The organism is Pedobacter sp. D749 (assembly GCF_019317285.1).
In the GTDB taxonomy this organism is placed as follows: domain Bacteria; phylum Bacteroidota; class Bacteroidia; order Sphingobacteriales; family Sphingobacteriaceae; genus Pedobacter.
On sequence record NZ_CP079218.1, the window covers coordinates 2,383,419 to 2,410,418 of the forward strand.

The 27,000-nt window shown below is 38.7% G+C and carries 15 protein-coding genes; 7 read left to right on the top strand and 8 right to left on the bottom strand.

Translation table 11 applies throughout. The features are described 5' to 3' along the window. Positions 1-29: 29 nt before the first annotated feature. Positions 30-923, top strand: coding sequence for an oxygen-dependent coproporphyrinogen oxidase (gene hemF, locus KYH19_RS09575; RefSeq protein WP_219078516.1), 894 nt, complete (start codon positions 30-32; stop codon positions 921-923). 34 nt (positions 924-957) lie between these two features. Here the strand turns inward: hemF and KYH19_RS09580 are convergent, their stop codons facing one another. Further along, positions 958-1,659 carry an endonuclease V gene (locus tag KYH19_RS09580; protein WP_219078517.1) on the bottom strand — a complete coding sequence of 234 codons (702 nt, stop codon included), beginning with the start codon at positions 1,657-1,659 and terminating at the stop codon, positions 958-960. A gap of 171 nt (positions 1,660-1,830) precedes the next feature. Here KYH19_RS09580 and KYH19_RS09585 point away from each other — a divergent pair, with 171 nt between their 5' ends. Next, positions 1,831-6,642 carry a RecQ family ATP-dependent DNA helicase gene (locus KYH19_RS09585; RefSeq protein ID WP_219078518.1) on the top strand — a complete coding sequence of 1,604 codons (4,812 nt, stop codon included), beginning with the start codon at positions 1,831-1,833 and terminating at the stop codon, positions 6,640-6,642. 288 nt (positions 6,643-6,930) lie between these two features. Here the strand turns inward: KYH19_RS09585 and KYH19_RS09590 are convergent, their stop codons facing one another. Continuing rightward, on the bottom strand, positions 6,931-7,302 hold the full coding sequence (locus KYH19_RS09590) for a hypothetical protein (RefSeq protein WP_219078519.1): 372 nt from the start codon (positions 7,300-7,302) through the stop codon (positions 6,931-6,933). 207 nt (positions 7,303-7,509) lie between these two features. Between KYH19_RS09590 and KYH19_RS09595 the strand changes: the two genes are divergently transcribed. Both KYH19_RS09595 and KYH19_RS09600 read left to right on the top strand, forming a co-directional pair. Next, positions 7,510-11,022: a restriction endonuclease gene (locus KYH19_RS09595; RefSeq protein WP_219078520.1), complete on the top strand. Its 3,513-nt coding sequence runs from the start codon at positions 7,510-7,512 to the stop codon at positions 11,020-11,022. 43 nt (positions 11,023-11,065) lie between these two features. Next, positions 11,066-11,995, top strand: a complete 930-nt coding sequence (locus KYH19_RS09600; protein ID WP_219078521.1) for a toll/interleukin-1 receptor domain-containing protein — start codon at positions 11,066-11,068, stop codon at positions 11,993-11,995. A gap of 482 nt (positions 11,996-12,477) precedes the next feature. On the opposite strand, the gene KYH19_RS09605 is transcribed toward KYH19_RS09600, so the two are convergent. The 3 genes from KYH19_RS09605 to gyrA form a co-directional block, all read right to left on the bottom strand. Beyond that, positions 12,478-13,623 carry a lipopolysaccharide assembly protein LapB gene (locus tag KYH19_RS09605; protein WP_219078522.1) on the bottom strand — a complete coding sequence of 382 codons (1,146 nt, stop codon included), beginning with the start codon at positions 13,621-13,623 and terminating at the stop codon, positions 12,478-12,480. Positions 13,624-13,720: 97 nt separating this feature from the next. Continuing rightward, positions 13,721-14,809 carry a tetratricopeptide repeat protein gene (locus KYH19_RS09610; protein WP_219078523.1) on the bottom strand — a complete coding sequence of 363 codons (1,089 nt, stop codon included), beginning with the start codon at positions 14,807-14,809 and terminating at the stop codon, positions 13,721-13,723. Between the two features lie 26 nt (positions 14,810-14,835). Then, positions 14,836-17,430, bottom strand: coding sequence for a DNA gyrase subunit A (gyrA, locus tag KYH19_RS09615; RefSeq protein ID WP_219078524.1), 2,595 nt, complete (start codon positions 17,428-17,430; stop codon positions 14,836-14,838). Between the two features lie 441 nt (positions 17,431-17,871). On the opposite strand from gyrA, the gene KYH19_RS09620 reads away from it, so the two are divergent. Then, positions 17,872-19,083 (top strand): TCR/Tet family MFS transporter, encoded by a 1,212-nt coding sequence (locus tag KYH19_RS09620; protein ID WP_219078525.1) that lies wholly within the window; start codon positions 17,872-17,874, stop codon positions 19,081-19,083. Positions 19,084-20,192: 1,109 nt separating this feature from the next. Here the strand turns inward: KYH19_RS09620 and KYH19_RS09625 are convergent. After that, on the bottom strand, positions 20,193-20,912 hold the full coding sequence (locus KYH19_RS09625; RefSeq protein ID WP_219078526.1) for a hypothetical protein: 720 nt from the start codon (positions 20,910-20,912) through the stop codon (positions 20,193-20,195). Positions 20,913-21,012: 100 nt separating this feature from the next. Next, positions 21,013-22,365, bottom strand: coding sequence for a PhoH family protein (locus KYH19_RS09630; RefSeq protein ID WP_132397734.1), 1,353 nt, complete (start codon positions 22,363-22,365; stop codon positions 21,013-21,015). A gap of 751 nt (positions 22,366-23,116) precedes the next feature. On the opposite strand from KYH19_RS09630, the gene KYH19_RS09635 reads away from it, so the two are divergent. Both KYH19_RS09635 and KYH19_RS09640 read left to right on the top strand, forming a co-directional pair. After that, complete coding sequence (locus tag KYH19_RS09635; RefSeq protein ID WP_219078527.1) at positions 23,117-25,276, top strand: FUSC family membrane protein; 2,160 nt, start codon at positions 23,117-23,119, stop codon at positions 25,274-25,276. Positions 25,277-25,494: 218 nt separating this feature from the next. Further along, complete coding sequence (locus tag KYH19_RS09640; RefSeq protein WP_132397738.1) at positions 25,495-25,905, top strand: organic hydroperoxide resistance protein; 411 nt, start codon at positions 25,495-25,497, stop codon at positions 25,903-25,905. Positions 25,906-25,993: 88 nt separating this feature from the next. On the opposite strand, the gene bioB is transcribed toward KYH19_RS09640, so the two are convergent. After that, positions 25,994-26,995, bottom strand: coding sequence for a biotin synthase BioB (gene bioB, locus KYH19_RS09645; protein ID WP_219078528.1), 1,002 nt, complete (start codon positions 26,993-26,995; stop codon positions 25,994-25,996). Between the last annotated feature and the right edge of the window lie 5 nt (positions 26,996-27,000).

The following is a 27,000-nucleotide window of genomic DNA, read 5'->3' on the forward strand; positions in this document are numbered from 1 at the left end:
AAATTTGTATAGAAATAGAACGAGCCGTCATGTTTAAAGAAGAAGTAGCAGCGAGATATAAGCAAATTCAGGATGAAATTTGCCGCGGATTGGAAATTGCCGATGGCAAAGGAAAATTTGAAGAAGAACTGTGGGAGAGAAGCGGCGGGGGAGGCGGACGTACGCGGATTATGCAAAATGGTGCAATTATCGAAAAGGGTGGTGTAAATTTCTCCGCTGTACATGGAAAGCTTCCGGAAGCGGTAAAAAAAGCATTTAATGTGACAGAAGATGATTTTTTTGCTACAGGCGTTTCAATTGTGATTCACCCAAATCATCCGCTGGTGCCAATTATTCATATGAATATCCGTTATTTTGAACTCAATGAAGAAACACGTTGGTTTGGTGGCGGTATCGATTTAACGCCGCATTATGTTTTCGAAAACGATGCCCGTTTCTTTCACCATAAACTAAAACAGGCTTGTGACGATTTCGGTGCTGAATTTTATCCAAAATTCAAAACACACGCTGATGATTATTTTTTTATTAAACACCGTGAAGAAACCCGTGGTATTGGCGGTATTTTTTACGATCGCTTAAAACCTGAAAACACCAATTTATCGTGGGAGCAGATTTTAGATTTCTCCATCAATATCGGCGAAACATTTTTGCCGATTTATACCGAATTAATTGACCGTAACCGGGACAAAGAATTTACCGAAGCACATAAAGAGTGGCAATACCAACGCCGTAGCCGTTATGTAGAATTTAATTTAGTTTACGATTCTGGAACTAAATTCGGACTGGAAACCAACGGACGGATAGAATCTATTTTAATGAGTTTGCCTCCACAAGCTAACTGGGGTTATAATGTTCAGCCCGAAATTAATTCTGAAGAATACAAAACGATACAGCTGCTTAAAAAAGGGATTAACTGGGTTTAGGAATTGCTGTTGTCTAAGTATAAATATAAGTTTATCAAAACAAAGTCAATGGTGCTGATACCACGTGAAAACCAGCTTTTAGCTTTCCAATTCTAAAATCATTTACAACATTGTGGGCCATGCGGGTCGGTTCGGGAATGCGATAATTTCCGACACAGTTTTTAATGATCGCTAAGCTTTGATCAGCAGTAATTAAATGACCAGCGGATACATAAACAGGTGCGCAATTGATTTTTGTTTTCAATGCAAAACCAAGGAGCTCACCTGTATTATTTTTAATTTCTGAAGTGCTATATCTGACATTTTCTGGCTGGTGATCTTTTCCGTGCAAGAGACTTTTTGCGCAGCCAATTGTAGCTTGATTAGCCAAAATACCAAAATGCGAAGCAACACCCATACGGCGTGGGTGCAAAATTCCATTGCCATCCAATACCACAACATCTGGTTTCTCGACTATCAATTCCCAAACTTTTAATAATGCCGGAACTTCATTAAAACCCAAAAATCCTGGCTTGTAAGGAAAACTAGTTTCATAAGTTTCTAAGGCGAATGATTTTAAAATCATTTCCGGGTAACTTAAGATTACAATTCCTGCATACATGGTGGTGCTGTTTTTATTGAAAGAAATATCAGCGCCTGCAATGGTTTCTATTTTATCAAGCGGTTGAAATTTTAATTGTTTAGCCAGTTCAATTTGATAAGCGGTAGCCTCCTCGAAACTATAATGATCATACATGGTTTTAGTACAAGTTAATGCTGTAAATTGTTTGATTAAACCTAATTGTAAGAGTTAAACTATCAGTGTGTGGGTTTTATTTTTAATAATGCGAAGAATGTGTAATAACCAGGAAAGTAGTATTAAATTTCAATACTTTAACTATTTTAGAGGTATATACCAGATTTTGCCATGAAAATGACGAGTATTGCCTTTTTTGATATCGAACTAAACGCCACTGGCAAATTGTTGCTTGATATCGGCTGTGTTTTGTCAGATGGTACGGGTTTCCATAAAAATCACCCCGAAGAATTTGCACAGTTTATTACGCAGTGCGATTTTATTTGTGGACATAATATTGTGGCACATGATCTGGCTTACCTGCGAAGGCATTTTGGTCATCCAGAATGGGGCCTGGATAAGGCTATTGACACGCTGTTATTATCGCCTTTACTATTTCCGAGGCAACCCTACCATCGCCTGCTTAAAGATGATAAGGTACAAACAGAAGAACGCAACAATCCTTTAAATGATGCAAAAAAAGCGAGGGATCTGTTTTACGATGAGTTAAGCGCCTTTAGAGCACTAGATGATACATTTAAGGGCATCCTGTATGGACTTTTGCACAATCAAAGCGGCTTTGATAATTTTTTCAGGTATCTTAATTATACCGCTCCAGTTAATAAAGAACAGTTGACGTCCAAAATCAGAGGCTTATTTCAAGGTGAGATTTGTAAAGAGAGTGAGCTCGATCATTTTATAGATGAAGATCCCGTTGCTTTGGCCTATACTTTAGCCTTGCTCAATTGCGGTGATCGTTTCTCTATCACACCACCATGGGTATTAAAAAACTACCCAGATGTAGAGCGACTGTTTTTCCTTATGCGGAACAATCCCTGTTTGCAGGGATGCGATTATTGCAGTCGCGCCCATGACCCGCTACTGGCTTTAAAAAAGCATTTCGTTTTTTCAGGTTTCCGAAAATATGGTGATGAACCGCTGCAGGAAGATGCCGTTAGGGCAGCTATCCAGGGGGAATCCATTTTGGCAGTATTTCCCACCGGTGGCGGCAAGTCTATCACTTTCCAGGTACCAGCATTGATGAGTGGCGAAAATGCCAAAGCGCTTACGGTGGTAATTGCGCCCTTACAGTCTTTGATGAAAGACCAGGTAGATAACCTGGAAAAGAAAGGCATTACAGAAGCCGTTACCATCAATGGATTATTAGATCCGATAGATCGTGGTAAAGCAATCGAACGCATAGAAAACGGCTATGCAAGCTTACTTTACATTTCGCCTGAGTCGCTCCGTTCAGTTACTATTGAACGATTGTTGCTCAAAAGAAAGATCGCCAGGTTTGTGATTGATGAAGCGCATTGCTTCTCATCCTGGGGTCAGGATTTTCGGGTAGATTACTTATATATCGGTGATTTTATCAAAAATCTGCAGCAAAAGAAAGGGCTCGATTATACCATCCCAGTGTCATGCTTCACGGCTACCGCAAAGCAAAGGGTAATTGAAGATATCCGGTCTTATTTCAAGGAGAAATTACAACTTGATTTAAGGGTATTCCAGGCTGATGCTTCGCGCACCAACCTGCATTACCGTGTTTATCGGCGGGATAATGAGGAAGAAAAATATAATCAGCTAAGGAACATCATCGAGGAAAAGAATTGTCCTACCATTGTATATGTGTCACGTACAAAAAGAGCCAAAAAATTAGCCCAAAAGCTAACCAGCGATGGATTTGTAGCCAAAGCTTATCATGGCAAAATGGAGAAAGACAAAAAGTCTAAAAATCAAAATGCCTTTATGAGTGGTGAGGTCGATATTATGGTGGCTACTTCAGCATTTGGCATGGGAGTAGACAAAAGCGATGTAGGTGCGGTTATACATTATGATATTTCGGACTCACTTGAGAATTACGTGCAGGAGGCGGGAAGGGCAGGACGTGATGAACAGATACAGGCCGATTGTTTCGTACTATTTAATGAGGAAGATCTGGATAAACATTTCATCCTGCTCAATCAAACTAAAATCAGCAGCAAAGAGATTAACCAGGTATGGAAAGCCATAAAGGAATTAACAAGGTCGAGGGATAGGGCGTCCAATTCGGCGCTAGAGATTGCAAGGAAGGCAGGTTGGGATGATGGTATCAGTGAGATTGAAACCAGGGTAACCACTGCCATAGCCGCCCTGGAAGATGCCGGCTATTTAAAGCGCGGGCAAAACATGCCCCGGGTTTTTGCCACCAGCATCCTGAGTAAAAATGCACAAGAGGCGATTGAGCGGATTAACGCATCAGAAAAGTTTTCCAAAGATCAGCGGGAGCAAGCGGTGCGCATTATTAAAAAACTATTTTCGAGCAAAAGCAAAAGATTATCTACAGACGAGGTGGCCGAATCGAGAATAGATTATATATCCGATCAGCTGGGCATATACAAAGAGCAGGTAATCCGGGCAATTGAATTAATGCGGGATGAAAACATACTGGCCCATACCAAAGATCTTACCGCTTTTATTAAGAAAACAGAATCTACTAGCAGATCATTAGCCATTGTAGAAAGCTTTAGAAAACAGGAAGAACTTTTATTGGCGCAGTTAAAAGAGGAAGAAGCTGCATATAATTTAAAAGAGATCATTGAGGCATTTTTGAAATCAAGCATCAAAGACAGTTCGCTTAATCAGTTAAAGACCATTATTAATTTCTGGGCCATAAAAAGATGGATCAATCGCCGTAACCTGAAACATTCAAAGAACCATATAAAGATCGGTTTATTGGTGGATAAAAATACCTTTCGCGAAAAGCAGGAAAAACGGCATTTGCTCGCCAGGATGATTACAGAGTACCTGCACAAAAAAGCGGCAGCACTAATTGCACCCGATAATCAGCAGGAAGAAGTATTGATAGAGTTTTCGGTACAGGAACTCAGAGAGGTGGTTGAAAAGGAACAAGGGATGTTTTCAGTGCAGGCCAGTATTGATGATATCGAAGACAGTTTGTTTTACCTGTCTCGCATAGCAGCCATTAAGATCGAAGGCGGTTTCATGGTAGTGCATAATAAGCTCACCATCGAGCGCATTGAAAAGAACAACCGCATACAATACAAAGAAAGCGACTACGAAAAATTAAAACAGTTTTACCAGCAAAAAGTACAGCAGATCCATATAGTAGGAGAATATGCCCAAAAAATGATCCGTAACTATAAAGAAGCCCTACAGTTTGTGGATGACTATTTCAGGCTTAACTATACTTCTTTTCTCTCAAAATATTTTCCCGGCAGCAGGCAGGATGAAATAAAACGTACCCTTACGCCTGCAAAATTCATGAAATTATTTGGTGCGCTTTCGCCAACGCAATTGAAGATCATAAATGATACCAGCAGCCAGTACATTGTAGTAGCTGCCGGCCCTGGGAGTGGCAAAACAAAGCTATTGGTACATAAACTGGCCTCCTTACTTATTGCCGAGGATGTAAAGCACGAGCAGTTACTGATGCTTACATTTTCCCGTGCAGCAGCCACAGAATTTAAAAAACGACTGATGGAGCTCATTGGCAAAGCAGTTCATTACACCGAAATCAAAACCTTTCATTCTTATTGCTTTGATCTGCTGGGTAGAGTAGGAAGCCTTACAGAATCTGAAAACATCATACAAACGGCAGTAGACAAAATAAAAGCTGGCGAGATGGAACCCTTCAGGATAACTAAAGCTGTGCTGGTAGTAGATGAAGCCCAGGACATGAATAGGGAAGAGTATGAACTGGTACAGGCCCTCATGCAACACAATGAAGATATGCGGGTAATATTGGTTGGCGATGACGACCAGAATATATATGGTTTTCGAGGGGCAGATTCAGCCTATATGCAAGCGCTTATTACCGAAAAAGGTGCAGTTAAGTACGAACTTACGGTAAACTACCGCAGTAAAAACAATATTGTATCGCTGGCCAACCAATGGTCCACTACAATTGGCCAGCGGCTCAAAACCGAACCTTGCTTTGCCAGCCAGCATCAAAATGGGCTTATCCACATCACAGAATATACCCATAACCACATTATTGTTCCGTTGGCCGGTATTATAGGCAAGGCCGAGCTATCGGGATCTACATGCGTGCTTACCCAAACCAACGAAGAAGCCACGTTGCTCTGTGGTTTGCTCGCGCAACAAAAGCTACAGGTCAGGCTTATTCAATCAAACGATGGCTTTAATCTCTATAACCTGTACGAGCTGCGCATTTTTTCCGATATGATTGATAGCTATGCAGACAGTCCGCTGGTAACCGATGATGAATGGAGCGATGCCAAACGACGCTTAATGGCGCATATCCATACTAGTGCCCAGAAAAATCTTGCTATTGCTGCCATCCGTGCATTTGAAGAGGTGAACACAGCCAAGAAATATAAAAGTGACTGGAAGGCTTTTCTTTTTGAATCTAAAGTAGAAGACTTCCTGGATATTAATACCATAGTGATATACACTTCTACTATTCACAAAGCCAAGGGTAAGGAATTTGACAACGTGTACCTATTATTGCAGCATTTTAAACCACTTACTGATGAGCACAAGCGGCAATTTTATGTGGCCATTACAAGAGCCAAAACCAAGCTTAACATACACTACCAGGGCCAATATCTTCAGCCTTTTTCTGCTGAGGAACTTGTTTATACTGAAGACGATAACCAATATCCAGAGCCGCAACAAATAGCTATACATCTTACGTTTAGAGATGTTCAACTGGGCTATTTCGAATATGTACAACACCGCATCAACTTACTTTTTAGCGGTGCATCTCTGCAACCAACAGAAGAAGGCCTGACCAATGCCCAAGGTGAGCTCATCCTTAAATATTCCCAAAAATTCATGACAGCCTTGCAGGAGCGCTTCGATCAGGGATTTAAAATTACTGCTGCCAGCATAAATTTTATAGTGTACTGGAAAGATGAGGCCAAACAAAAAGAATCTAAGATCATATTGCCTTCGTTGTTGCTGAAAAAAGTATAAGCACACTATTTTTATGGTATGGAGCGTGTCCCCGGTATGGGCCCATGCATCCAATGCAGCATCAGGCTAGTTTATAGCCTTCGTATCCATAAAACCGCTACTACCCCTCACGCGACAACACAAATCCAGGGAATGTATTTATATCTTGTAACAAAAGATGTATTATTCTACAGTTTTGGTTCCAAAGAGTCTTATTCCATTTTCTTTGAAGCTTTTCTTTACTGGGTCTTTTTCCATCATTTCTTGCACTTATAGTAATACCATTTAACTTGGCGTATATTGTATTGTTCAAATTAGATTATTGCGCAAATTTCTCTTCCAGGATGGCTCGCCAATCTCTTCAAAAACAACTTTCTTTCTGTTTTCAATCCAGTTTCTGAAGTTTACCAGGTCCCTGGTATTGGGACTGGCTTTATGACAACGGCGACAAAGCAGTACAAGATTAGCTGCAACCATTAATGCTTTGGGAACGATATGGCATTTTTGAAGATAGTTGTGATTATTCCATGCTTTAATATTCGCGTCAGAAACATCTATATAAAAAGAACCATCGAAGGCATTACATGCCCAGTAAGATGGTTCGCCCCAATCCATTATGTAATCAAAATGCAGGTGTACAATATCTTTCCAGTAAAAAGCGATTTGAGCGCGGTTCGGCATTGCTTTTCTAAGCTTAGTACATTCGATGTTATCAATATGAATCACCCTGTCTTTTATTTATGATGTTATTAAACTCGAAGAGCGGCCAGGGCATTATTAATATGTGCTCTGCAAAGTAAGCTCGTACGTATTACCAAAAAGACTGCAATATTACGGGTTCAGCAAAAGGTTTCATAAATTGCAATAGAATATTTTTCGGACCAAACTATGCCTAATCAATATACATTTAATGACTTCGACCCGAGGGAGTTTGAATTTTTGTGCAGAGACCTGTTACAGCTGACAATAAGCGAAGAGACTGGAAGGCCATTTCTTTTTAACAGCTTTAGTGAAGGTGCAGATGGGGGTATTGATGCAATTTTTGAAGATGAAAAGGAGAAAATAGTGCTCCAATGCAAACGCTGGAGCGACTTTGATGCTTTGTATGCGACGCTCAAAAACTCGGAATTGCCCAAAGTCATCAGGCTCAATCCTACCCGGTATATTATTGCCACCTCCTGCAAGCTGTCTCAAAGGCAGATGGAGAAAATATATACGCTGTTTAAGCCTTATGTACACAGTACCAATGACATCCTGGGGCAAGCCATGATCAATAACCTGCTGGCGCTATACCCTGATGTGGAATTGAGCTATCCGCGCTTATACCTGCATAGTGCAACGGTTTTGAACCGCCTGCTACAGGCCAATGTGTACAACCAGTCTGTCGATAAGCTTAAAAAATACCACAAGGTCTCCCGGTTTTATGTGCCCGATGCCTCCTTTCAGCAAGCCTTAAAGATATTGAACGACAAACGGTATGTGATTATTTCGGGCGAGCCGGGTGTGGGTAAGTCCACGCTGGCCGGTATTCTAAGCCTGTATTACCTGGAACAGGGATACGAGTTTATCTTCCTGCGCAGGAGCATATCAGAAGCGGAGGGGAGTGTATGGAATGCACAAAAGAAGCAGGTATTCTTCTTCGATGATTTTTTGGGCAGCACTACATTTGAAGGCTTTGACCGTAATGAAGATCGCCAATTGCTTGATTTTATCAGCAAAATCGTTGATTCTTCCAATAAGCTGCTGTTGATCACGACCAGAGAATATGTATTCAAACAGGCTGAAGCTATATATCCAGAACTTAAAAAACTCCATTTTACAAAATGCCTGATCCGCCAAAAGGAATTTACACCAGCCTTCAAGATCAATATTTTATACAATTACCTGTATTATTCAAAAGTAGAGCTGAAGCATATTGAGCCACTATTATATGACGAACACTACAAGGAAATTATTCACCACAACAACTTTACACCCAGGCTTATTGATGATTACCTGGATCGGTATTACAACCTGTATGCAGATAGCTATTCCCTGTATTTTGGTTTGAAAAAGTACCTCGATGATCCTTATTCTTATTGGGAAACAATATTCCTGAAACTGAGTGAAAACGCACAAATACTCCTGCTCATCATGGCCATAACAGAAGAGCCCTCCATTGAAGCATTGTTGTTCAAAACCTTTATAAATGTAGGGCTGCACCGCAAGATATATGAGCAGGGATATGAGCAGGATAGATTTGACCAGGCTGTAGCCGAGCTTGCCGAATCATTTATATCCATATCCCACAATCCGGAAATTAAAAGAGGAGATGGGAGTATTTCTTCAATGGATTATTCCCTCATTTTTACAGCATTCAGGACCGATAATTTTTTTGAATTTCAAAACCCCTCCATTAAGGATTTTACGGTAAACTATCTTAGGAAAAGAGAAGACCTAGTCGCTTTCATGATCCGCGGCGCTACGCTTTTCAACCAGTTGTATTTTGTTTTTGCCACGAGCAAGGAGGATAAGCATATTGAGGATTATGATACAGACACGCCATTCTCGATCGGCAAAATCATTTTATCCCCTTCTTTATGCGCGCTGATGGCTGAAAAAATGATCAGCGAATTTGATACCTTACCAATAGCCAAAGTAAAAAGGATCGACTGGGAGGGAGGAGACACTTCTTTCCACTTGGATAATGATCAATTTGATAACCGCATGGATAAACTGTGGCTGCTATGCCGTTATTTCCCCTTAGCTAACCACGAAACGGTACTCAGGTTTGTCAAAGAAAAATATGAGCAATTGCTCGAGGAAGATAAATTTGCGAAACAAGCCATGACGTCCGGGAGCAATTATCGTGCATTATCTTTGGCAGAGCGGATTACTCAAACAGATATCATCAAGAAACTCCAACCTTTTGTATCTTTTGATCCGCTCGCGACCGTAAAGGCCTATTATCATAACCTCCGGTTTGCAAAAGAATTCTTCGGCCTGCATTACCTGCAGGAAATTTTCCCTGATGCTTATTATGAAGTGGTTACTACCAATATAAAAGATATCAGGCGCTGGATTAAAGGAATGATTTATGATGATATTGATTATTATTTATGGGAAGGCACACATGAAGCCGAATTGGCAATAGATGAGCTGGTGGATGAAGAACTGGAGCATCTTGAAGAGATCTACAAATTCAAGCTGAGCAAAAAAACTAAGCAGGACATTAATGATATGGCAGGACGTGAATTATTCAGGATAAATAAGCTTAAGAAAAATGCTGATAACCTGGTTTACGAACCGGAAGAAGACCTGGCAGAAGAAACTCCAAGAGCCAAACAGCTGGATAAACAGAAATATAAGGCATACCAGCTGGCCTTGAATAGGCTGAAACCTAATTGGGCTGAAGATTGGGAGGAGGAAGAAGATGCTTTCAGGTATATCAGGTCCACGGCGAATGATCCGGCTGCAGCCGAGCACCTGATTGGCCGGATTGCTAATCATAAACATTACCAGGATTTACTGGATAATACCAGAAATACTGATCTTTTATTGAATTATTTGATTGTGCATAAAGAAGACGTTCTTAACGAATATGCGTTTTACGAATGTCTTCTTTTGTCTGACTCATGGAAAGAAGAGCAATTAACCACCTTGCAGGCTGTTGCTTACAATTTATATATTAATGAGCTTTTTACCTTCCGGCAGAATACTTTTGAAAGTGCCCTTAGCAAGGTGGCACTTATACCCGTTGAGCAATACCGTACCATCCTGCAGCAGCAAGACATCTGGTTCCGGTTTCCGAATACAACATTCCATATATTTCTCTCGGTAAGGTATATGATAAACCTCCCGGAGCAAGAAAGAAGTGAGTTGTACAGAAGTTTTAAAGACGATGATGACTGTGTGCATTACGACAACCGGGAAATACTTTGGCGGTTATGCTACGAGGCCGATAAAGATCTGTTTTGTGCTCACTTTATAGTCCCGGTAATCCAATCTGAACTGAATATAATTTTTAATAAGTACGAAGATGAAATGACAATTCAGTATTTAGAGAAAAACAGCCTTGATTATGAATTTGGTTTTTGGAAAGAAGCGCAACAATTTGAAATCGACCGAGCTGGTGGTGGAAATGCCTTATTGGACGATATTGCCAGAGTTTTTGAAGAATGGAACATTCCAGATCCCTTCTGGAGCATAGGCGACTGTTTTAATATCAGTTATATAGAAAATACTGCAGTTATTAAATATATGCAGCAACATTGCCCCGTTACAGATGGCCAATATAAGATTGATCTTACAGATGAGCTGAAGAATGCAACATTCCGGAAATTATTAAAGCCTGCAGGTGTTACCCGGATAATAGTAGATTATACAGTCGCATGGAGCAAAGTGCTGCTTGAACTACAATAGGAACCCGAACCCACTTACAGCAACAAACCTTAAACACACCCGTATGTCCAGTATTTTTTTAAGCCACACCAGTATCGATAAGCCCTTTGTAGAAAAGCTGGCCAAAGACCTCAAAAGAATAGGGGTCGAAGTATGGTACGATAAATGGGAGATAGGCATTGGCGAATCCATAACCTGGAAAATAGAAACCGGCATTCGCGAGAATGAATACCTAGGTATCATCCTCTCTCCCGAAGCCCTGCAGTCCGAGTGGGTTAGGGGCGAGCTCAGCGCTGCCTGGGTAAAGCAGATGCGTTCCAAAAAAGTATTCATACTGCCGGTATTGTACCGCGAATGCGAGATACCCCTACTGCTTGCCGACAAAAAGTATGCTGACTTCCGCTCCAGCTACGATGATGGATTCCAGACCCTGGCCAAGGCTTTTGGAATTAAGGATACCGATACATTATCCGTAGAAAACTGGCGAAAATTTACCAATAGGAAAGATGTTGATTGGAAAAAATACAAGGAACTGGAATTTGAATCATTGGTTACAACACTGGTAGATAGAACCATAGCTTACAACTGGTCTTCTTACGTTGGTGGTACGGCCAATCCTTTTTCTATACAGTTGCATGCCAGTATTGCTATAACTCATGGCAATTTGGGTAACCAGGTTACACATAAATATATCAGCAAGTATGTTACATTTAAGTTGAAGTCAGGCACTAATGCCTATTGGGCCGCATCAAAAGAGATGTATAACCCCAATCATTTAAAGGCTGGCGACTTTGATATTTATGTAGGCAACTCTATCAATGCCTGTGATGAATATCTTTGGCGGATAATGGAAGATTTTAAAAATCAATATAAAAACCCTAAAGAAAAACCTATACATTTTACTAATAAGTTTATAAAAAGCAATGATTACAGAGAAGTTTCGCGTGAGCTGATGAAAAAGCTTCATTGGTATAAAGGGGATAATTTATTCTGATTTATTACAGCGCAACAAGACAAGCTATACTACCATTCTTTTGAAAAGTGTAAGGAGTACTACAAGACAGGCTTCACCCTAATAGAATATGAAACAAAAGTCTAACCTGAGAAGGCCATAATAGCTAAATTTGAGGGAAATCCTTATTTCAAAGAATTTTTGGCCTACTTTTTTACCGCCCAAAACCTATCACATGTTCAGGACCTGGTCGATAAACTTATAACGATTGCGCGGACTCTTGCGGTGCGCAGGGCCCGGCAAAAATGCGGGCCCTGCGTGGGCCTTGCAGCGTGGAAGCATATTTTTGCCTTGATTTTTGGTTCTTTTTGATCAAGCAAAAGAGCACACACTGAAATTATCTCTGAATGCGCCTACAAGGCACATTGCATTTTTTCTAAGCGACTATTTTTTGTCCTATAATTAATATTATGTTAAGTTTTGTTTTCGAACACTATCCTATCCTCGTTAGATTTCCTATAAAATTACAGTTCCTGAAGTTTGCGGTTAAGTTCCTGTGCCTTATCTGTTACGCCTTTTTTGTTATAGATATCAATCAGCAACTGTACAGTTTTCTTATCGTTTGGATTAATTTCGTTGGCACGTTGTAAAGCAAATTGTGCGCGGTTAATTAGACCTTTATATTTTTCGGTTTTGTCCGCATCGCCTTTGCGCAAAGTTTCGTTCGCAGTATTGATATAAGCTAAACTCAATTGGTACAAGGCATCGAAATAATTCTGGTCTGTGGTTAATGCTTTATCGTAAGCTAAAATTGCTGTAGCATTATTTCCTCCAACCTGTTGCAGGTAACCGTACAGAAAATAAAGCAGTTTATTTCCTTTTTCCACTTTTAAATTATTTTCGATCAATCCCTGTGCTTTACTATAATTTTCTGTGTCAAGCAAAAGATTGATATAATCGTTCGTTAAAAAACGGTTAAATGGATTTAAAACCAATCCATCTTCTAAAGTTTTGATAGCGGTTTCGTTTTCTGATTTCACTACATACATCTGGGCCATTTTCTGAAAAACAGATGGATTTTTAATGCCATTTTCTTTTGCACGTTTAAAATAAGTTAAAGATTCATCGTAAGATTGAATATTTAATGCACAAATCGCGGTATTTAAGGCCAAAGTAGTATCAGCAGGAAAATTATCTGATACTTCTTTCAGATCGGCAAATGCCTCTTTAAATTCGTTGTTAAAATAGGCTTCATTGCCTTTATCCTGCTTTTTGATCAAAATATTATGGTCAGATGCTTTAATAAGTCCCCCATTATCATTGTAACGGTCTAATGCTTTTGCTTTGGCAACCGCCTCTACTGCGCTGTCATAAAATTTATTTGCATTATTCGGGTCGGTATCAATCAGTGATGCAAATGAGGTAAGGTAAGATTTTATAGACCAGGTTTCTGTCCAGTTTTTGGTTTTGTTATCTTTTTCGGCAGATTCTATCGATTTTAAGCCTTCTGTAATGATGCTTAACTGCTTTTTCTCATCTTCTTTATTGGCTATAGAAGCCTGAAGTTTGCCGACTGAATTTCTGGCAATCAGAATCTGACTTTTTTGGGCTACAGCATTAAATGAGACGAAAATTAAAGCGGTTAAAGATATTTTAAGGCAATTCTGCATAATGTATAGATGTGATAAAACCGTAATAAACCATAAAAATAAACATAAAAAAAAGAGCCCCGAAATTTCGGGGCTCTTTTTTTAAATCGTATCAGAATTATTGTTTAGGTAATGCATCTAAACGTTTCTTAACATCTTCGTAATTTTTAGTGTCATTTCTAAAAGCATAGATCGTTTTTAATGTTTCTAATGCACCCTGGTTTTTAGCATCAACTTCTAAAGCTTTTTTGTAAAATGGAAGTGATTTATCTAACAAAGCATTCATTTTACCGGTTACTTCATTAAATTCTTTTACTTTTTTAGGATCGATTTTATTTCTGTCGGCCTGTAATTTTAAAGCCTGGCTGAAATAGATATTACCTAATAAAACCTGATAACTAGGGTTATTTGGCTCTTTTGCAGCTAAAGCAACCAACATTTGCTCCGATTTTGCTGCATCACCCCTATCAATATAGATCTGGGTTTCAGTTTTGATCCAGTCGGTATTTTCAGGGAATTTTGCACTTGCTTCTTTAATAACGGCCAAAGCAGCTGTAGTATCTTTCTGCTTGCTTAAAACAGCATTGATAATTTCAGAATATAATTCTTTAGATTGTGGTGAGTTTAAAGAGATCACTTTTTTAAACTGAGTAATCATACCTGGATAATCTTCAATATTTCTTGCTGCAATACCAGCATTTAAATACATCGCAGTATCTTGTGGGTTAATTACCGTTGCAGCAACAAATTTCTCGTAAGCTGTTTTGTAATCTTTTTTGTTGTAAGCAATTACACCAGCGTTTCTAACTGCATTACTCACATTCGTTTCAGCTGAACTGATGTTGTCCTTTTCAGCACCTTTAGTATCCAGTTTTTTTGCTTCAACAATAGCTTCTTGTGCAATTTTCAAATTTGCATCAGCGTTTGCAGTACTGGTTGAATCTAAAATCGCTGCAGAAGAAGCAAATAGCGCACGGTAAGACCATGCTTCAGGCATTACTTTAGATTTTTCATCCGCAATGGCTTTATCAGTATGGGCCAAGCCTTTAGCTAACGCTTCAAGTTTTTTTGCCAATGGAGTTGTAGCGCTTGAAGAAGTTAACTGGAATAAACCCCAGTCGTTTTTTGCCGCGTTTACTTCACTTTTCTGAGCAAAAGCAGCGCTTACCGCACCTGCTAGAAATATACTTAGAAATACTCTTTTCATAATTTTTATTCTAATCTTAATTTTAGTTAATTTTCTTCTTCCGTTTCGTTATCTGATTCGCCCTCTTCTTCTTCAGTATCATCAGCTTCCGGAGTAGTATCTGCTTCTATTTCTTCACCGTCTGTAACTACAACATCAGTTAAATCTACTGTTTCTTCCTCGTCTTCCTCGTGGTCAATTTTAGTAACCGATGCAATCTCGTCATCACCTTTTAACGATATTAAACGAACCCCTTGTGTGGCACGTCCCATTACCCTTAATGCTGATACCGGAATTCTGATTACAATGCCTGAACGGTTAATGATCATCAAATCTTCGCTATCAGTAACGTCTTTTATAGAAACTAATTGCCCGGTTTTTTCAGTAACGTTAATTGTTTTTACACCTTTACCACCTCGGTTAGTTACACGGTAATCTTCAATATCGGTACGTTTTCCGTAACCTTTTTCTGATACTACTAACACCGTAACTTCAGGATTGTTTACAGCAATCATGCCAACAACTTCATCCTGGTCGTGTGCAAGCCTTACACCGCGTACACCAGTAGCTGTTCTTCCCATCGGACGAACGGTTTTTTCATTGAAACGGATGGCTCTTCCTGAGCGTAAAGCCATTACAATTTCGCTTTCACCGTTGGTTAAACAAGCTTCTAATAAGATATCGCCTTCGTTAATGTTAATGGCATTGATACCATTTACACGTGGACGTGAATACGCTTCAAGAGAAGTTTTCTTAATGGTACCTTTTTTAGTACACATGATGATGAAATTGTTCTCTAAATATTCCTGGTCTTTAAGGTTTTTAACTTTGATATAGGCCTTAATTTTCTCTTCTTTCGGGATGTTGATGATGTTCTGTATCGCTCTTCCTTTACTGGTTCTCGAACCTTCCGGAATTTCGTACACCCTCAACCAGAAACACCTTCCGGCTTCGGTAAAGAATAACATGTAATTGTGGTTAGTAGCTACCAGCATGTGCTCAATAAAATCTTCATTTCTTGAGTTACTGCCTTTAGATCCTTTTCCGCCCCTTCCCTGCGCTTTAAATTCGCTTGCCGGGGTACGTTTTACATAACCTTCGTGAGAGATGGTGATCACAACTTCTTCATCGTCGATGAAATCTTCCATACTCATGTCTTCGGCTGAGTGAACGATTGTAGTTCTGCGTTCATCGCCAAATTTCTGTTTCACTTCTTCCAGTTCATCCTTGATAATCTGCATACGCAAACCTTCATCTGCTAAAATAGATTTCAAGTATTCGATGGTTTTCATTAATTCAGCATATTCTTCTTTAATCTTATCACGCTCTAGTCCTGTTAAACGACGCAATGTCATATCCAGAATCGCACGTGCCTGAAGGTCGCTTAGCCCGAATTTCTCCATTAAGCCTAAACGGGCTTCCTCTGGCGTTTCTGATGCACGGATTAATTTAATTACCTCATCTAAATGATCTAAAGCAATTAAATAACCTTCTAAAATGTGTGCACGTTTTTCAGCCTCTGCCAATTCATATTTGGTACGGCGAACAATTACATCATGACGGTGATCCACAAAGTGAACAATCAAATCTTTAAGATTTAACATCTGTGGACGGCCTTTTACCAATGCAATGTTATTTACACTGAAAGAGGTTTGTAAAGCTGTATACTTATATAGGTTGTTTAAAACGATAGAAGCATTTGCATCACGTTTAATTTCGTAAACGATGCGGATACCATCTTTGTTCGATTCGTCTTTGATGTTCGAAATGCCTTCCAGTTTTTTCTCGCCAACCAATTCAGCAGTACGCTCAATCATTTGTGCTTTATTTACCTGGTACGGAATTTCGGTAACAATAATTACCTCACGGTCTTTAATGTTTTCGATTTCGGCTTTTGCACGCATTACAATACGTCCGCGGCCAGTTTCGAATGCTTCTTTTACACCAGTATAACCATAAATAATACCACCTGTAGGGAAATCGGGAGCTTTTACAAACTTCATCAATTCCTCTATCGTAATATCTCTATTGTCGATATAGTTTATTACACCATCAATTGCTTCAGTTAAGTTATGTGGCGCCATGTTGGTGGCCATACCTACTGCAATACCAGAAGAACCGTTAACTAAAAGATTAGGGATTTTTGCAGGTAAAACCGTTGGTTCCTGCTCTGTATCATCAAAGTTTAATTGAAAATCTACCGTATCTTTATTGATATCGGCAACCATTTCTTCGGCAAGTTTGCTAAAACGTGCCTCGGTATAACGCATTGCAGCCGGAGAGTCACCATCAATGTGACCAAAGTTACCCTGACCATCTACCATTGGATAACGCAAACTCCAATCCTGAGCCATACGAACCATGGTAAAATATACCGATGCATCACCGTGTGGGTGGTACTTACCTAAAACCTCACCCACAATACGGGCAGATTTTTTATAAGGTTTTCCACTGGTTACACCTAAACCCAACATGCCGTAGAGCACACGGCGGTGTACTGGTTTCAATCCATCACGCACATCAGGCAAAGCCCTCGATACGATAACCGACATTGAATAATCAATGTAAGCCGATTTCATCTGCTCTTCTATATTAATTTGAATGATTTTGTCGTTCTGCTGATTTTCTAAATCTTCTGCCATAAATTATTATTCTCGCTACTTAAAACGATATTAAAAAAGGGTATTACTATAACCTTGCGAATTTAACAAAATTATGCCGAATTAAGGCATTGTGGAAAATTTTTGACCTTTGTTATAGGTTTTTCACTCCCAATACAATTTTAAGTTATTGAAGGCTAGTTTAAGAGTTTTTGATTTAGGCATGTTTAGATTTTGAAAGCTACTAATATTATTAGATTAACATTTTTTTTTGAAAATGTATGGTTCTATCTTAATGGCGGTCTGCAGCCCTGCTACCGCTGCAAGTCCTCGCTCGTTACCTCGCTGTGGGCTTTTCGCTATATCAGGTTTATAAACGAGGGTTCTTTATCAAACATTTCGGCTAAAACCAGATAGGTTTATAGAACTAAAATTTACATTCTTAGGTAATTCTAATACTTTTGCTTTTCAACCTTTTATAAGATGGCAAACGAAAAAAAATCTGCAATGAGTTTTATTATGGTAACCCTCCTGATCGATTTTACAGGCTTTGGGATCATTATTCCGGTTTTACCTAAACTTATACAGGATTTTACCGGTGGCGGTTTTGGGCTGGCAGCAGAATATGGCGGCTGGCTTACCCTTGCTTATGCATCGGTACAATTCATTTTTTCGCCGATTATTGGCGCTTTAAGCGACCGTTACGGTCGGCGGCCGGTATTATTGAGTTCGTTATTCGGGTTAGGTATCGATTATATATTTCTGGCTTTCGCTCCTTCAATTGTTTGGTTATTTGTAGGAAGGATTATCGCCGGGATTACCGGAGCGAGTTTTACTACTGCACAAGCCTATATTGCTGATGTTTCCTCGCCTGAGAAAAGAGCGCAGAATTTCGGTCTGGTTGGCGCTGCTTTTGGTGTAGGTTTTATTTTAGGTCCGGTTTTAGGTGGTGCATTTATTCATTTTGGTACGCGTGTTCCTTTTATGGTTGCTGCAGGTTTATCTTTGATTAACTGGCTTTATGGCTATTTTATATTACCGGAGTCATTACCGGTTGAAAAACGCAGGGCTTTCGAATGGAAAAGAGCAAACCCAATAGGCTCATTGGTTAGTATCGGTAAATATCCGGCACTGTTGGGTTTAATGATTACTTTATTCTTATTGTATTTCGCAAGTCACTCGGTGCAATCGAACTGGACATTTTATACCATGGAAAAATTCGACTGGGATGCCGCATGGGTGGGTTATTCATTGGGTTTTGTGGGCTTGGTGATTGGAATTGTACAAGGAGGTTTAATCAGGGTAATTTTGCCGAAAATTGGAGAAAAGAAAGCGGTTTATTTTGGCCTGATTTTATATGTAATCGGCTTTACGGCTTTTGCTTTTGCGTCAAAAGGCTGGATGATGTTTGCCTTTATGCTGCCTTACGGTTTAGCCGGAATCGGTGGACCAGCGATGCAGGGTTTAATCTCTAATCAGATCCCATCAAATGCCCAGGGCGAAATGCAAGGTGTTTTAACGGGTTTACAAAGTTTGGCGGCCATATTTGCACCATGGGTGATGACGCATATTTTTGCTTATTTTATAGAAGGTAAAGCACCTGTTTATTTTCCGGGGGCACCGTTTATATTGAGTGCGGTGCTAACGTTAATTGGATTGTTTATTTGTTTAAGAAGTTTGAAGAAATATCATTAATGAATTCCCCGCAGATTTGAGAAGATAAAAAACGCAGATTATACAGTTTTGGCAGCTAAAAGTTCCACGCTAACATTTATAAAAATCCTCTTAAATCTGAGTACCTTTTCTTCGGAATTTGCGGGAAACAAATCACTATAACAATTCATTCGCTAAATTAGCCAATCGCTGCACTCCCCTTTTTGGAGCATAATATGAATACCGTATATTGAGTGCCGTGTTAACGTTAATTGGGTTGTTTATTTGTTTAAGGAGTTTGAAGAAATATCATTAATGAGTTCCCCACAGATTTGAGAAGATAAAAAACGCAGATTATATAGTTTTGGCAGCTAAAAGTTCCACGCTAACATTTATAAAAATCCTCTTAAATCTGCGTACCTTTTCTGCGGAATTTGCGGGAAACAAATCACTATAACAATTCATTCACTAAATTAGCCAATTGCTGCACTCCCCTTTTTGGAGCATAATAAGAATACCGTATATTGAGTGCCGTGTTAACGTTAATTGGGTTGTTTATTTGTTTAAGGAGTTTGAAGAAATATCATTAATTAGTTCCCCGCAGATTTGAGAAGATAAAAAACGCAGATCCTACAGATTTGGCAGCTAAAAGTTCCACGCTAACATTTATAAAAACCCTCTTAAATCTGCGTACCTTTTCTGCGGAATTTGCGGGAAACAAATCACTATAACAATTCATTCGCTAAATTAGCCAATCGCTGCACTCCCCTTTTTGGAGCATAATATGAATACTGTTTATATTGAATGCCGTGTTAACGTTAATTGGGTTGTTTATTTGTTTAAGAAGTTTGAAGAAATATCATTAGTTACAAATGTGGCTGTAGCTCTAATAAGAAAAATCGTCATCTCGACTGAAGCGCAGCGGAATGGAGAGATCTACCCTCGAGATAGATTTCTCGACTTCGTTGCACTCCGCTCGAAATGACGATCACTTGGTTGGAAGTAGAATCTTACAACAGTTCACTCGCTAAATTAGCCAATTGCTGCACTCGCCTTTTTTGAGCAGAATATGAACCCATTTATATTGAATGCCGTGTTAACGTTGATTGAGTTATTTATAGCACTTAGGTCTTTAAGAAAATACCATTAAGCTAAGCATTCAATACCCTGTATTCGTTATAAGCCATAACCACATTGTAAACCAAAAGAATTATCCCCTGGATATTTACGAGCTTATCAATATCTAATTTAAGGATTGTTGCAGCCAAATAAATGACCAGGATTGATCCTGCCGATATAAAAAAGGAAAGCTTAAATGAGCGATAAAGCATTGATAATCTGAACAGGGTTTTTCTTTTAAAAAGTACCGGATCTTTAATGAGTTGAATGAGATTTCCGAATACAAAAAACAAAATTAAAAAGATTGCAATTCCCGATAGCGTTCCTTGGTTCAGGTTTGGAATAACGAGATAACCATTATAAATAAAATAAGCAACTATCGCAATACAAAAAAACGCTTTCAATAACTGCCAGTTCTTATTTGCTAAAAGCCATTTCATCCATTCAAAATCAGTTTCAGAGGCTTTCTGTTCGAGCTTTGATCTTGTTTCAGGTGAAAAAGATATAAAAGGATTTATCAATCCAATGATCACAATCAGCATTGTACTTACAAACTGAAAAACACCATCAGCTATCAGGATTTTGATTCTTTCTGCATTTAAAATTCCTGGTGTGAAACATGAAATTAAAATCAATGCAATGATAACTAAATGAAAAACCAGAGGACTAAAATTCTCAATTTTATTAGTCCCGTTATTTGGGTTATCCATTACAGTTAATTTACCAGAATCCTTATCCAGATATTTATTCATTACCCGAATTGCAATAATGATGAAGAACAAAGAGAACATGGAGCCCAATAGAATAGAATTTTAGTGGTGAAGAAATATAAGTTTTGTATTCAGAAATAAGCTAAAGTAAGGCATTTGCCAAATTGGCCAATTCACTCCTTTCGCCTTTTTGCAAAGTGATATGGGCATAAAGGGGATGATTTTTCGCGTTTTCGATTAAATAAGACAGGCCATTACTTTCTGAATCGAGGTATGGCGTATCAATCTGATAAATATCGCCCGTAAAAACAATTTTAGTATGCTCTCCTGCCCTTGAAATAATCGTTTTAACTTCATGTGGTGTAAGATTTTGGGCTTCGTCAATGATAAAGAAGATTTTGGTCAGTGTTCTGCCTCTGATAAATGCCAAAGGGGCTATGGCTATTTTCTCGGTCGTAATCAGCTCATCAATCTTTTCCGACATTTTATCATCGCCAATAAACTGTTCTTTAATAAAACGCAGGTTATCCCATATCGGCGCCATAAAAGGATCTGTTTTCGATTTTGCATCGCCCGGAAGGAAGCCGATATCTTTATTGCTCAAGGAAACGATCGGCCGGGTAACATAAATTTGTCTGAAATTTTTACGCTGTTCTAAAGCGCTGGCCAGCGCCAATAAGGTTTTTCCGGTTCCTGCATTACCCTGAATACTCACCAGCCTGATTTCGGGATCTAAAAGGGCATGAATGGCAAATGCCTGCTCTATATTTTTGGGTTTGATCTTAAAAATGGCATCAGTAGAAACGGTCGAGATGGTTTTTAAGCTATTATTGTAAAATACGTTGGCGGTTTTTCTTTTATTTTTAAGGATATAAAAGTGGTTGGCATTTTTTGGCGGTAATCCCAGATCAGCTGCATCTATAAAAGCATGTTTTTTCACCTCTTCTATCACTTCGATCGGGAAATCAATCAGCTCTGTTTTACCCGCATAAAGCTCGTCTACATTTTTGATTTTACCCGTTTCGTAATCTTCGGCATTTAAATCCAAGGCTTTTGCTTTTAACCTCAGGCAAATGTCTTTCGATACCAGGATTACTTTTTTATCTGGATGCTCCTCTTTTAAGCTTAATGCAGCATTTAAAATTTTATGGTCTGTTTTGCCTTTTCCATAAATGTTCTCTGCATCTACAATTAAAGGTTTCTCGTTCAGCACTACCCTAAATTTACCCGAATCCGGACTTTTTAGCGAAATCCAGTCGCTGATTAACCGCTGTTTAGAAGTTTCGTCGATCAGGCGAATAAAACTTCTGGCTTCAAAGTTCCGGGTATCATTTCCGCTTTTGAAATTATCAAGCTCTTCTAGCACCTGGATGGGAATGGCCACATCATGCTCATGGAAGTTATTTATCGCATCGTGATCGTATAAAATAACCGAGGTATCTAAAACGAATATTTTTTTTGATGGATGGGAGATCGATTTACCTTTTTTGGCCATTTGGTAAATTTAATATTTTAAGAATAATTAGCAGAAAAATTGGCTATTCTTTTTTGGCCATTATCCAAAATCAGGGGCAAAATAAAAACGGGGAAGTCTTCTTTCGATTCTTTCCCCGTTTTAACTTTAAAAACAACCATAGCTGTATTTTAAAGCATCTAATTCTTGTTACTTTGATTTTTCCGTTTTCGTTAGGTTTTGCAACTTTTGCGATCCGTGAAAATTTATTTCCAACTCTTCCGTCCGTAAACCTCTTAGTTTTCCATAAGCTCTGTTTGGGCCTGTTCGATTTTCTCATTCTCCAACCTTGCGGTGGTCATGTATATTCTTACTCGGTTTAACCCTTTCTGAAATTAATCGTTTTCCCTGTAAACTATCCGAAACAATTCCCCTTTCGGTTCCTTATCTCTTTTGGATTGTTTTGTCAGAATTCAAAGTACTTCGTATTTGATATGATCTAATTTAGTGGGAAAAGAGCCATTTTGCAAGAAAAAATAAACGTTTTTATAAACAAAGTTATCCACTTAAAAATACTGGTTGTCAACATGTTAATTTTCAAAAATCTTAGTTTTCACTACAAAATCACAGCATCTTAAAAGGTTATTAACAATAATAGAAATTGAACTTATAAACATAGCTTATCAATTTATCAATCAGACAGTTACTATTTTTCTGCTTAAAAATCAAAAAAAGAAAAAAAACTTAATTTTAATCACAACAAAAAACTTCGCTATTATGTTATTTTTGTAACATGCAGATCAGGCAACCCATTAGAAATATACAAGACTTCTTACTGAGTACGTATTTTGCCGACGGTCTCCGTATTACTATTGGTGTGTTGCTCCCCTCTTTAATTCTGGCCCAGTTTGGCATGTTAAAGTACGGGATGACCTTATCACTTGGGGCATTGTGTGTGAGCGTGGTAGATAGTCCGGGGCCAATGGTTCACCGGAGAAATGCCATGCTGATTACCACAGCACTCATATTTACCTTTTCCATCATAACCGGGTTAACCAACAAAAACCATTATTTTATCGGTTTTTTATTGGCTGTATCGAGTTTTGTATTTTCGATGTTTTATATCTATGGAGTTAGGGCTGCATCAGTTGGTACTGCAGTTTTGTTGATTATGGTATTGAGCATTGATGATATTCGTCCATGGCAAGAAGTATTGTTATACGCTTTTATGGTTCTGGCTGGTGGACTTTGGTATACTGGTTTAAGCTATTTTGTGTATAGATTACGTCCTTTCCGTTTGGTACAGCAATCGTTAAGTGATTCTATTTTAGAGGTTGCAGATTTTCTGCGCGAAAAAGCTAAGTTTTATCATCAAAACAACAATTATGATAAAACCTATTCAGACTTGTTACAACTTCAGGTTTCTGTTCATGAAAAACAAGATGCCGTAAGAGAATTACTATTTAGAACCCGCGAAATTGTAAGAGATTCTACTCCTGAGGGCAGATTTTTATTATTGGTTTTTGTAGATATGGTTGATCTGTTTGAGCAGGTAATGTCTACTTATTATAATTATGAGCAGTTGCATCATCAATTTGATAAAGCAGGTATATTATCAGATTATGAGATGGCCATTAAACGGATCTCTTACGCTCTTGACGATATCGCATTTGCATTAAAAAGTGGTGGAACACCTGTGGTTTCAAAACGTTTACTGATTGAGATTGAAAGGTTAAAGATCAAAATTAACGATCTGGAAAAGAACAATCAGAATCAGGAGTACAATACCTTAGGTATTATTGCCTTAAAAAACATTGAGGTGAACATTGAGAATATCCTGGCAAGGGTTAAAACTATCTTCAGCTATTTTAAAATCCGAAACAGTAAAGATATCAGACAGGCAGAGGTAGATACAGAGAAATTTATCACCAGACAAAAATTCGATTTTAAACTGTTTACAGAGAATCTAACCTATACTTCTTCTACTTTCAGGCATTCGTTACGGGTTACTGTGGTGATGCTTTTGGGTTTTATAGTAGCTCAGATCCTCAATTTCTCGCATAGTTATTGGATTCTGCTCACCATCCTGGTAATTTCGAAACCGGGTTTTAGTTTAACCAAAGAACGTAACTATCAACGTTTAATCGGCACCACAGTTGGGGCCTTTATTGGTATGGCCGTAATAACTTACATTCACGATCGAAACACTTTATTCGTGATCCTGTTAATCTGCATGATTGGCTGTTATAGTTTCCAAAGGAAAAATTATGTAGTGAGTGTTCTATTTATGACACCCTATATCTTAATCCTCTTTGATTTCCTAGGTATGGGATCAATAGCGCTGGCCCGTGAACGGATTTATGATACTTTTATAGGCTCCGGCATTGCGTTATTGGCCAGTTATTCTTTATTTCCAACCTGGGAGTATGAAAAGCTCAAAGAGGCAATGGTCAACATCTTAAAAGCAAATAAGGCTTATTATGAACAGGTGATTAAATTGTATTTTGAGAAAAATTATAACAGAACGGAATATAAACTGGCACGGAAAGAAGTGTATGTAAGCACGGCAAATTTGGCTTCCCTGTTTCAAAGAATGTTTTCTGAACCCAAAAGCAAACAGTTGTTCATAAAAGAGGTACACCAGTTTACAGCTTTAAGTCATTTATTGTCTTCTTATGTTGCCACACTTTCGCTCTACAATAAGGAGCATCAATTTATCTTTGAGAGTTTCGATAACCTAAAACCTCTTGCCAATAACACCAATTATTTATTAGATACATCAATTGATAATTTGGAACAGGGAACCAATACCATTGATAATGTACCCTTAATCAGGTTAAACGACAATGGTTTGGGAATAAAAAAAGGTGAAGATTTAATTCCGGAGCAATTCGATCTGATCCAGAAGGTTGCTTACGACATCTACAAACTATCGGTAAAAATAAAACTTTAGTTAAAAAAACTTCTTGCTAAGTGGTCACCTAGGCACCTGCTAAAATGGAAAGCTGCAAAACAAATTATTTAAGATCTTACTAACATTTCTGATAGCCGCCCGAATCGGCTTACATTAAATCTTAATATATCCCTCAGCGGTATGATTAGGCAATCTTTGCGGCTACTAAAAACAAAGACAAGTATAATTTGTTAAACTTAATCAATTAAGAAATTATTATGGAAAAGCTATATACAGCTGAAGTTACAGCTACTGGAGGAAGAGACGGACACATTAAATCAAGTGATGGAATTTTAGATTTAGAGCTAAGAAAGCCAAAAGAACTTGGAGGGCAAGGAGGTGCTACAAACCCGGAAGAGCTTTTTGCTGCTGCCTGGGGGCCGTGTTATCTTGGAGCCTTAGGCTCAGTTGCGGAACGTGAAGGTGTTGATATTAGCGAAGCAAATGTTAAAGTATTAGTTTCTTTTAATAAAGACGGAAACTCTTTTGTACTTTCTGCTGATCTGGATGTTCATATTCCAGGGATTTCTCATGAGGAAGCACAAGCTTTAGCTGATAAGGCACATCGGGCCTGTCCATATTCGAAAGCAACTAAAGGAAATATTGAAGTAAGGGTTACTGCAGTCTAGTAAAGCATTTGACTTGAAATTACCGATGACCCAGAAAACAAAAAAAGTTCCGATTGCTCGGAACTTTTTTTTGGATTATATTTCTTAGTTAAACAGCTTCTTGTTCAATCCTTGTATTTGCAGGTCTGCCATTTTTAAAGGCATCACGGGTTTTCAAACCTAATAGTTCAAACATGGCCATATCATCTACAAAAGCAGGATTGGGTGTAGTTAATAATTTATCGCCTGCAAAAATAGAACTTGCACCGGCCATAAAGCAGAAAGCTTGTTCCAGCGTACTCATTTCATTTCTACCAGCTGATAAGCGCACTACCGAATTTGGCATTACGATCCGTGCAGTAGCAATCATCCTTACCATATCCCAGATTGGAACACGCGGTTGATTTTCCAAAGGCGTTCCTTTTACCGGAACTAAAGCATTAACCGGAACCGATTCAGGATGTTTTTCCATATTCGATAAAGTCTGCAACATCGAAACGCGGTCTTCTACCGTTTCACCTAAACCGATAATACCTCCGCTACAAACTGTTAATTTCGCTTTACGTACGTTTTTAATGGTATTTAAACGGTCATCGTAAGTTCTGGTTGAGATAATACGTTTATAATCATCTTCCGAAGTATCAATATTATGGTTATAAGCATATAAACCGGCATCAGCTAAACGCTGCGCCTGATTTTCAGTAAGCATACCCAAGGTACAGCAAACTTCCATATCCATATCATTAACCGCTTTAACCATTTCAATTACGCGGTCGAAATCGCGGTTATCGCGCACTTCGCGCCAGGCAGCACCCATACACAAACGTGATGCGCCACCTTCTTTAGCTTTAACAGCAGCACTAACTACCTGGCCAACCTGCATTAAAGGTTGTACTTCTAACTCAGTGTGGTAACGGGCAGCTTGTGGGCAATATGAACAATCTTCGGCACAACCTCCCGTTTTGATCGAGATTAATGAACTTACCTGAACTTCATTGTAATCTTTATTCTCTCTGTGGATACTTGCAGCTTCGTAAACCAGATCTAAAAATGGCCTGTTATAAATTTCGTATATTTCTTCTTTTGTCCAATCGTGTCTTGTTGTTTGCATGTGGA

What these genes read in the sequence shown, in the direction of transcription:
- KYH19_RS09625 (WP_219078526.1), bottom strand. Translation starts at nt 20,912, where the DNA reads ATGAATAAATATCTGGATAAGGATTCTGGTAAATTAACTGTAATGGAT.
- bioB (WP_219078528.1), bottom strand. Translation starts at nt 26,995, where the DNA reads ATGCAAACAACAAGACACGATTGGACAAAAGAAGAAATATACGAAATT.
- KYH19_RS09600 (WP_219078521.1), top strand. Translation starts at nt 11,066, where the DNA reads ATGTCCAGTATTTTTTTAAGCCACACCAGTATCGATAAGCCCTTTGTA.
- KYH19_RS09590 (WP_219078519.1), bottom strand. Translation starts at nt 7,302, where the DNA reads ATGCCGAACCGCGCTCAAATCGCTTTTTACTGGAAAGATATTGTACAC.
- KYH19_RS09605 (WP_219078522.1), bottom strand. Translation starts at nt 13,623, where the DNA reads ATGCAGAATTGCCTTAAAATATCTTTAACCGCTTTAATTTTCGTCTCA.
- KYH19_RS09635 (WP_219078527.1), top strand. Translation starts at nt 23,117, where the DNA reads ATGCAGATCAGGCAACCCATTAGAAATATACAAGACTTCTTACTGAGT.
- KYH19_RS09630 (WP_132397734.1), bottom strand. Translation starts at nt 22,365, where the DNA reads ATGGCCAAAAAAGGTAAATCGATCTCCCATCCATCAAAAAAAATATTC.
- KYH19_RS09640 (WP_132397738.1), top strand. Translation starts at nt 25,495, where the DNA reads ATGGAAAAGCTATATACAGCTGAAGTTACAGCTACTGGAGGAAGAGAC.
- KYH19_RS09620 (WP_219078525.1), top strand. Translation starts at nt 17,872, where the DNA reads ATGGCAAACGAAAAAAAATCTGCAATGAGTTTTATTATGGTAACCCTC.
- KYH19_RS09580 (WP_219078517.1), bottom strand. Translation starts at nt 1,659, where the DNA reads ATGTATGATCATTATAGTTTCGAGGAGGCTACCGCTTATCAAATTGAA.
- KYH19_RS09595 (WP_219078520.1), top strand. Translation starts at nt 7,510, where the DNA reads ATGCCTAATCAATATACATTTAATGACTTCGACCCGAGGGAGTTTGAA.
- KYH19_RS09585 (WP_219078518.1), top strand. Translation starts at nt 1,831, where the DNA reads ATGAAAATGACGAGTATTGCCTTTTTTGATATCGAACTAAACGCCACT.
- KYH19_RS09610 (WP_219078523.1), bottom strand. Translation starts at nt 14,809, where the DNA reads ATGAAAAGAGTATTTCTAAGTATATTTCTAGCAGGTGCGGTAAGCGCT.
- gyrA (WP_219078524.1), bottom strand. Translation starts at nt 17,430, where the DNA reads ATGGCAGAAGATTTAGAAAATCAGCAGAACGACAAAATCATTCAAATT.
- hemF (WP_219078516.1), top strand. Translation starts at nt 30, where the DNA reads ATGTTTAAAGAAGAAGTAGCAGCGAGATATAAGCAAATTCAGGATGAA.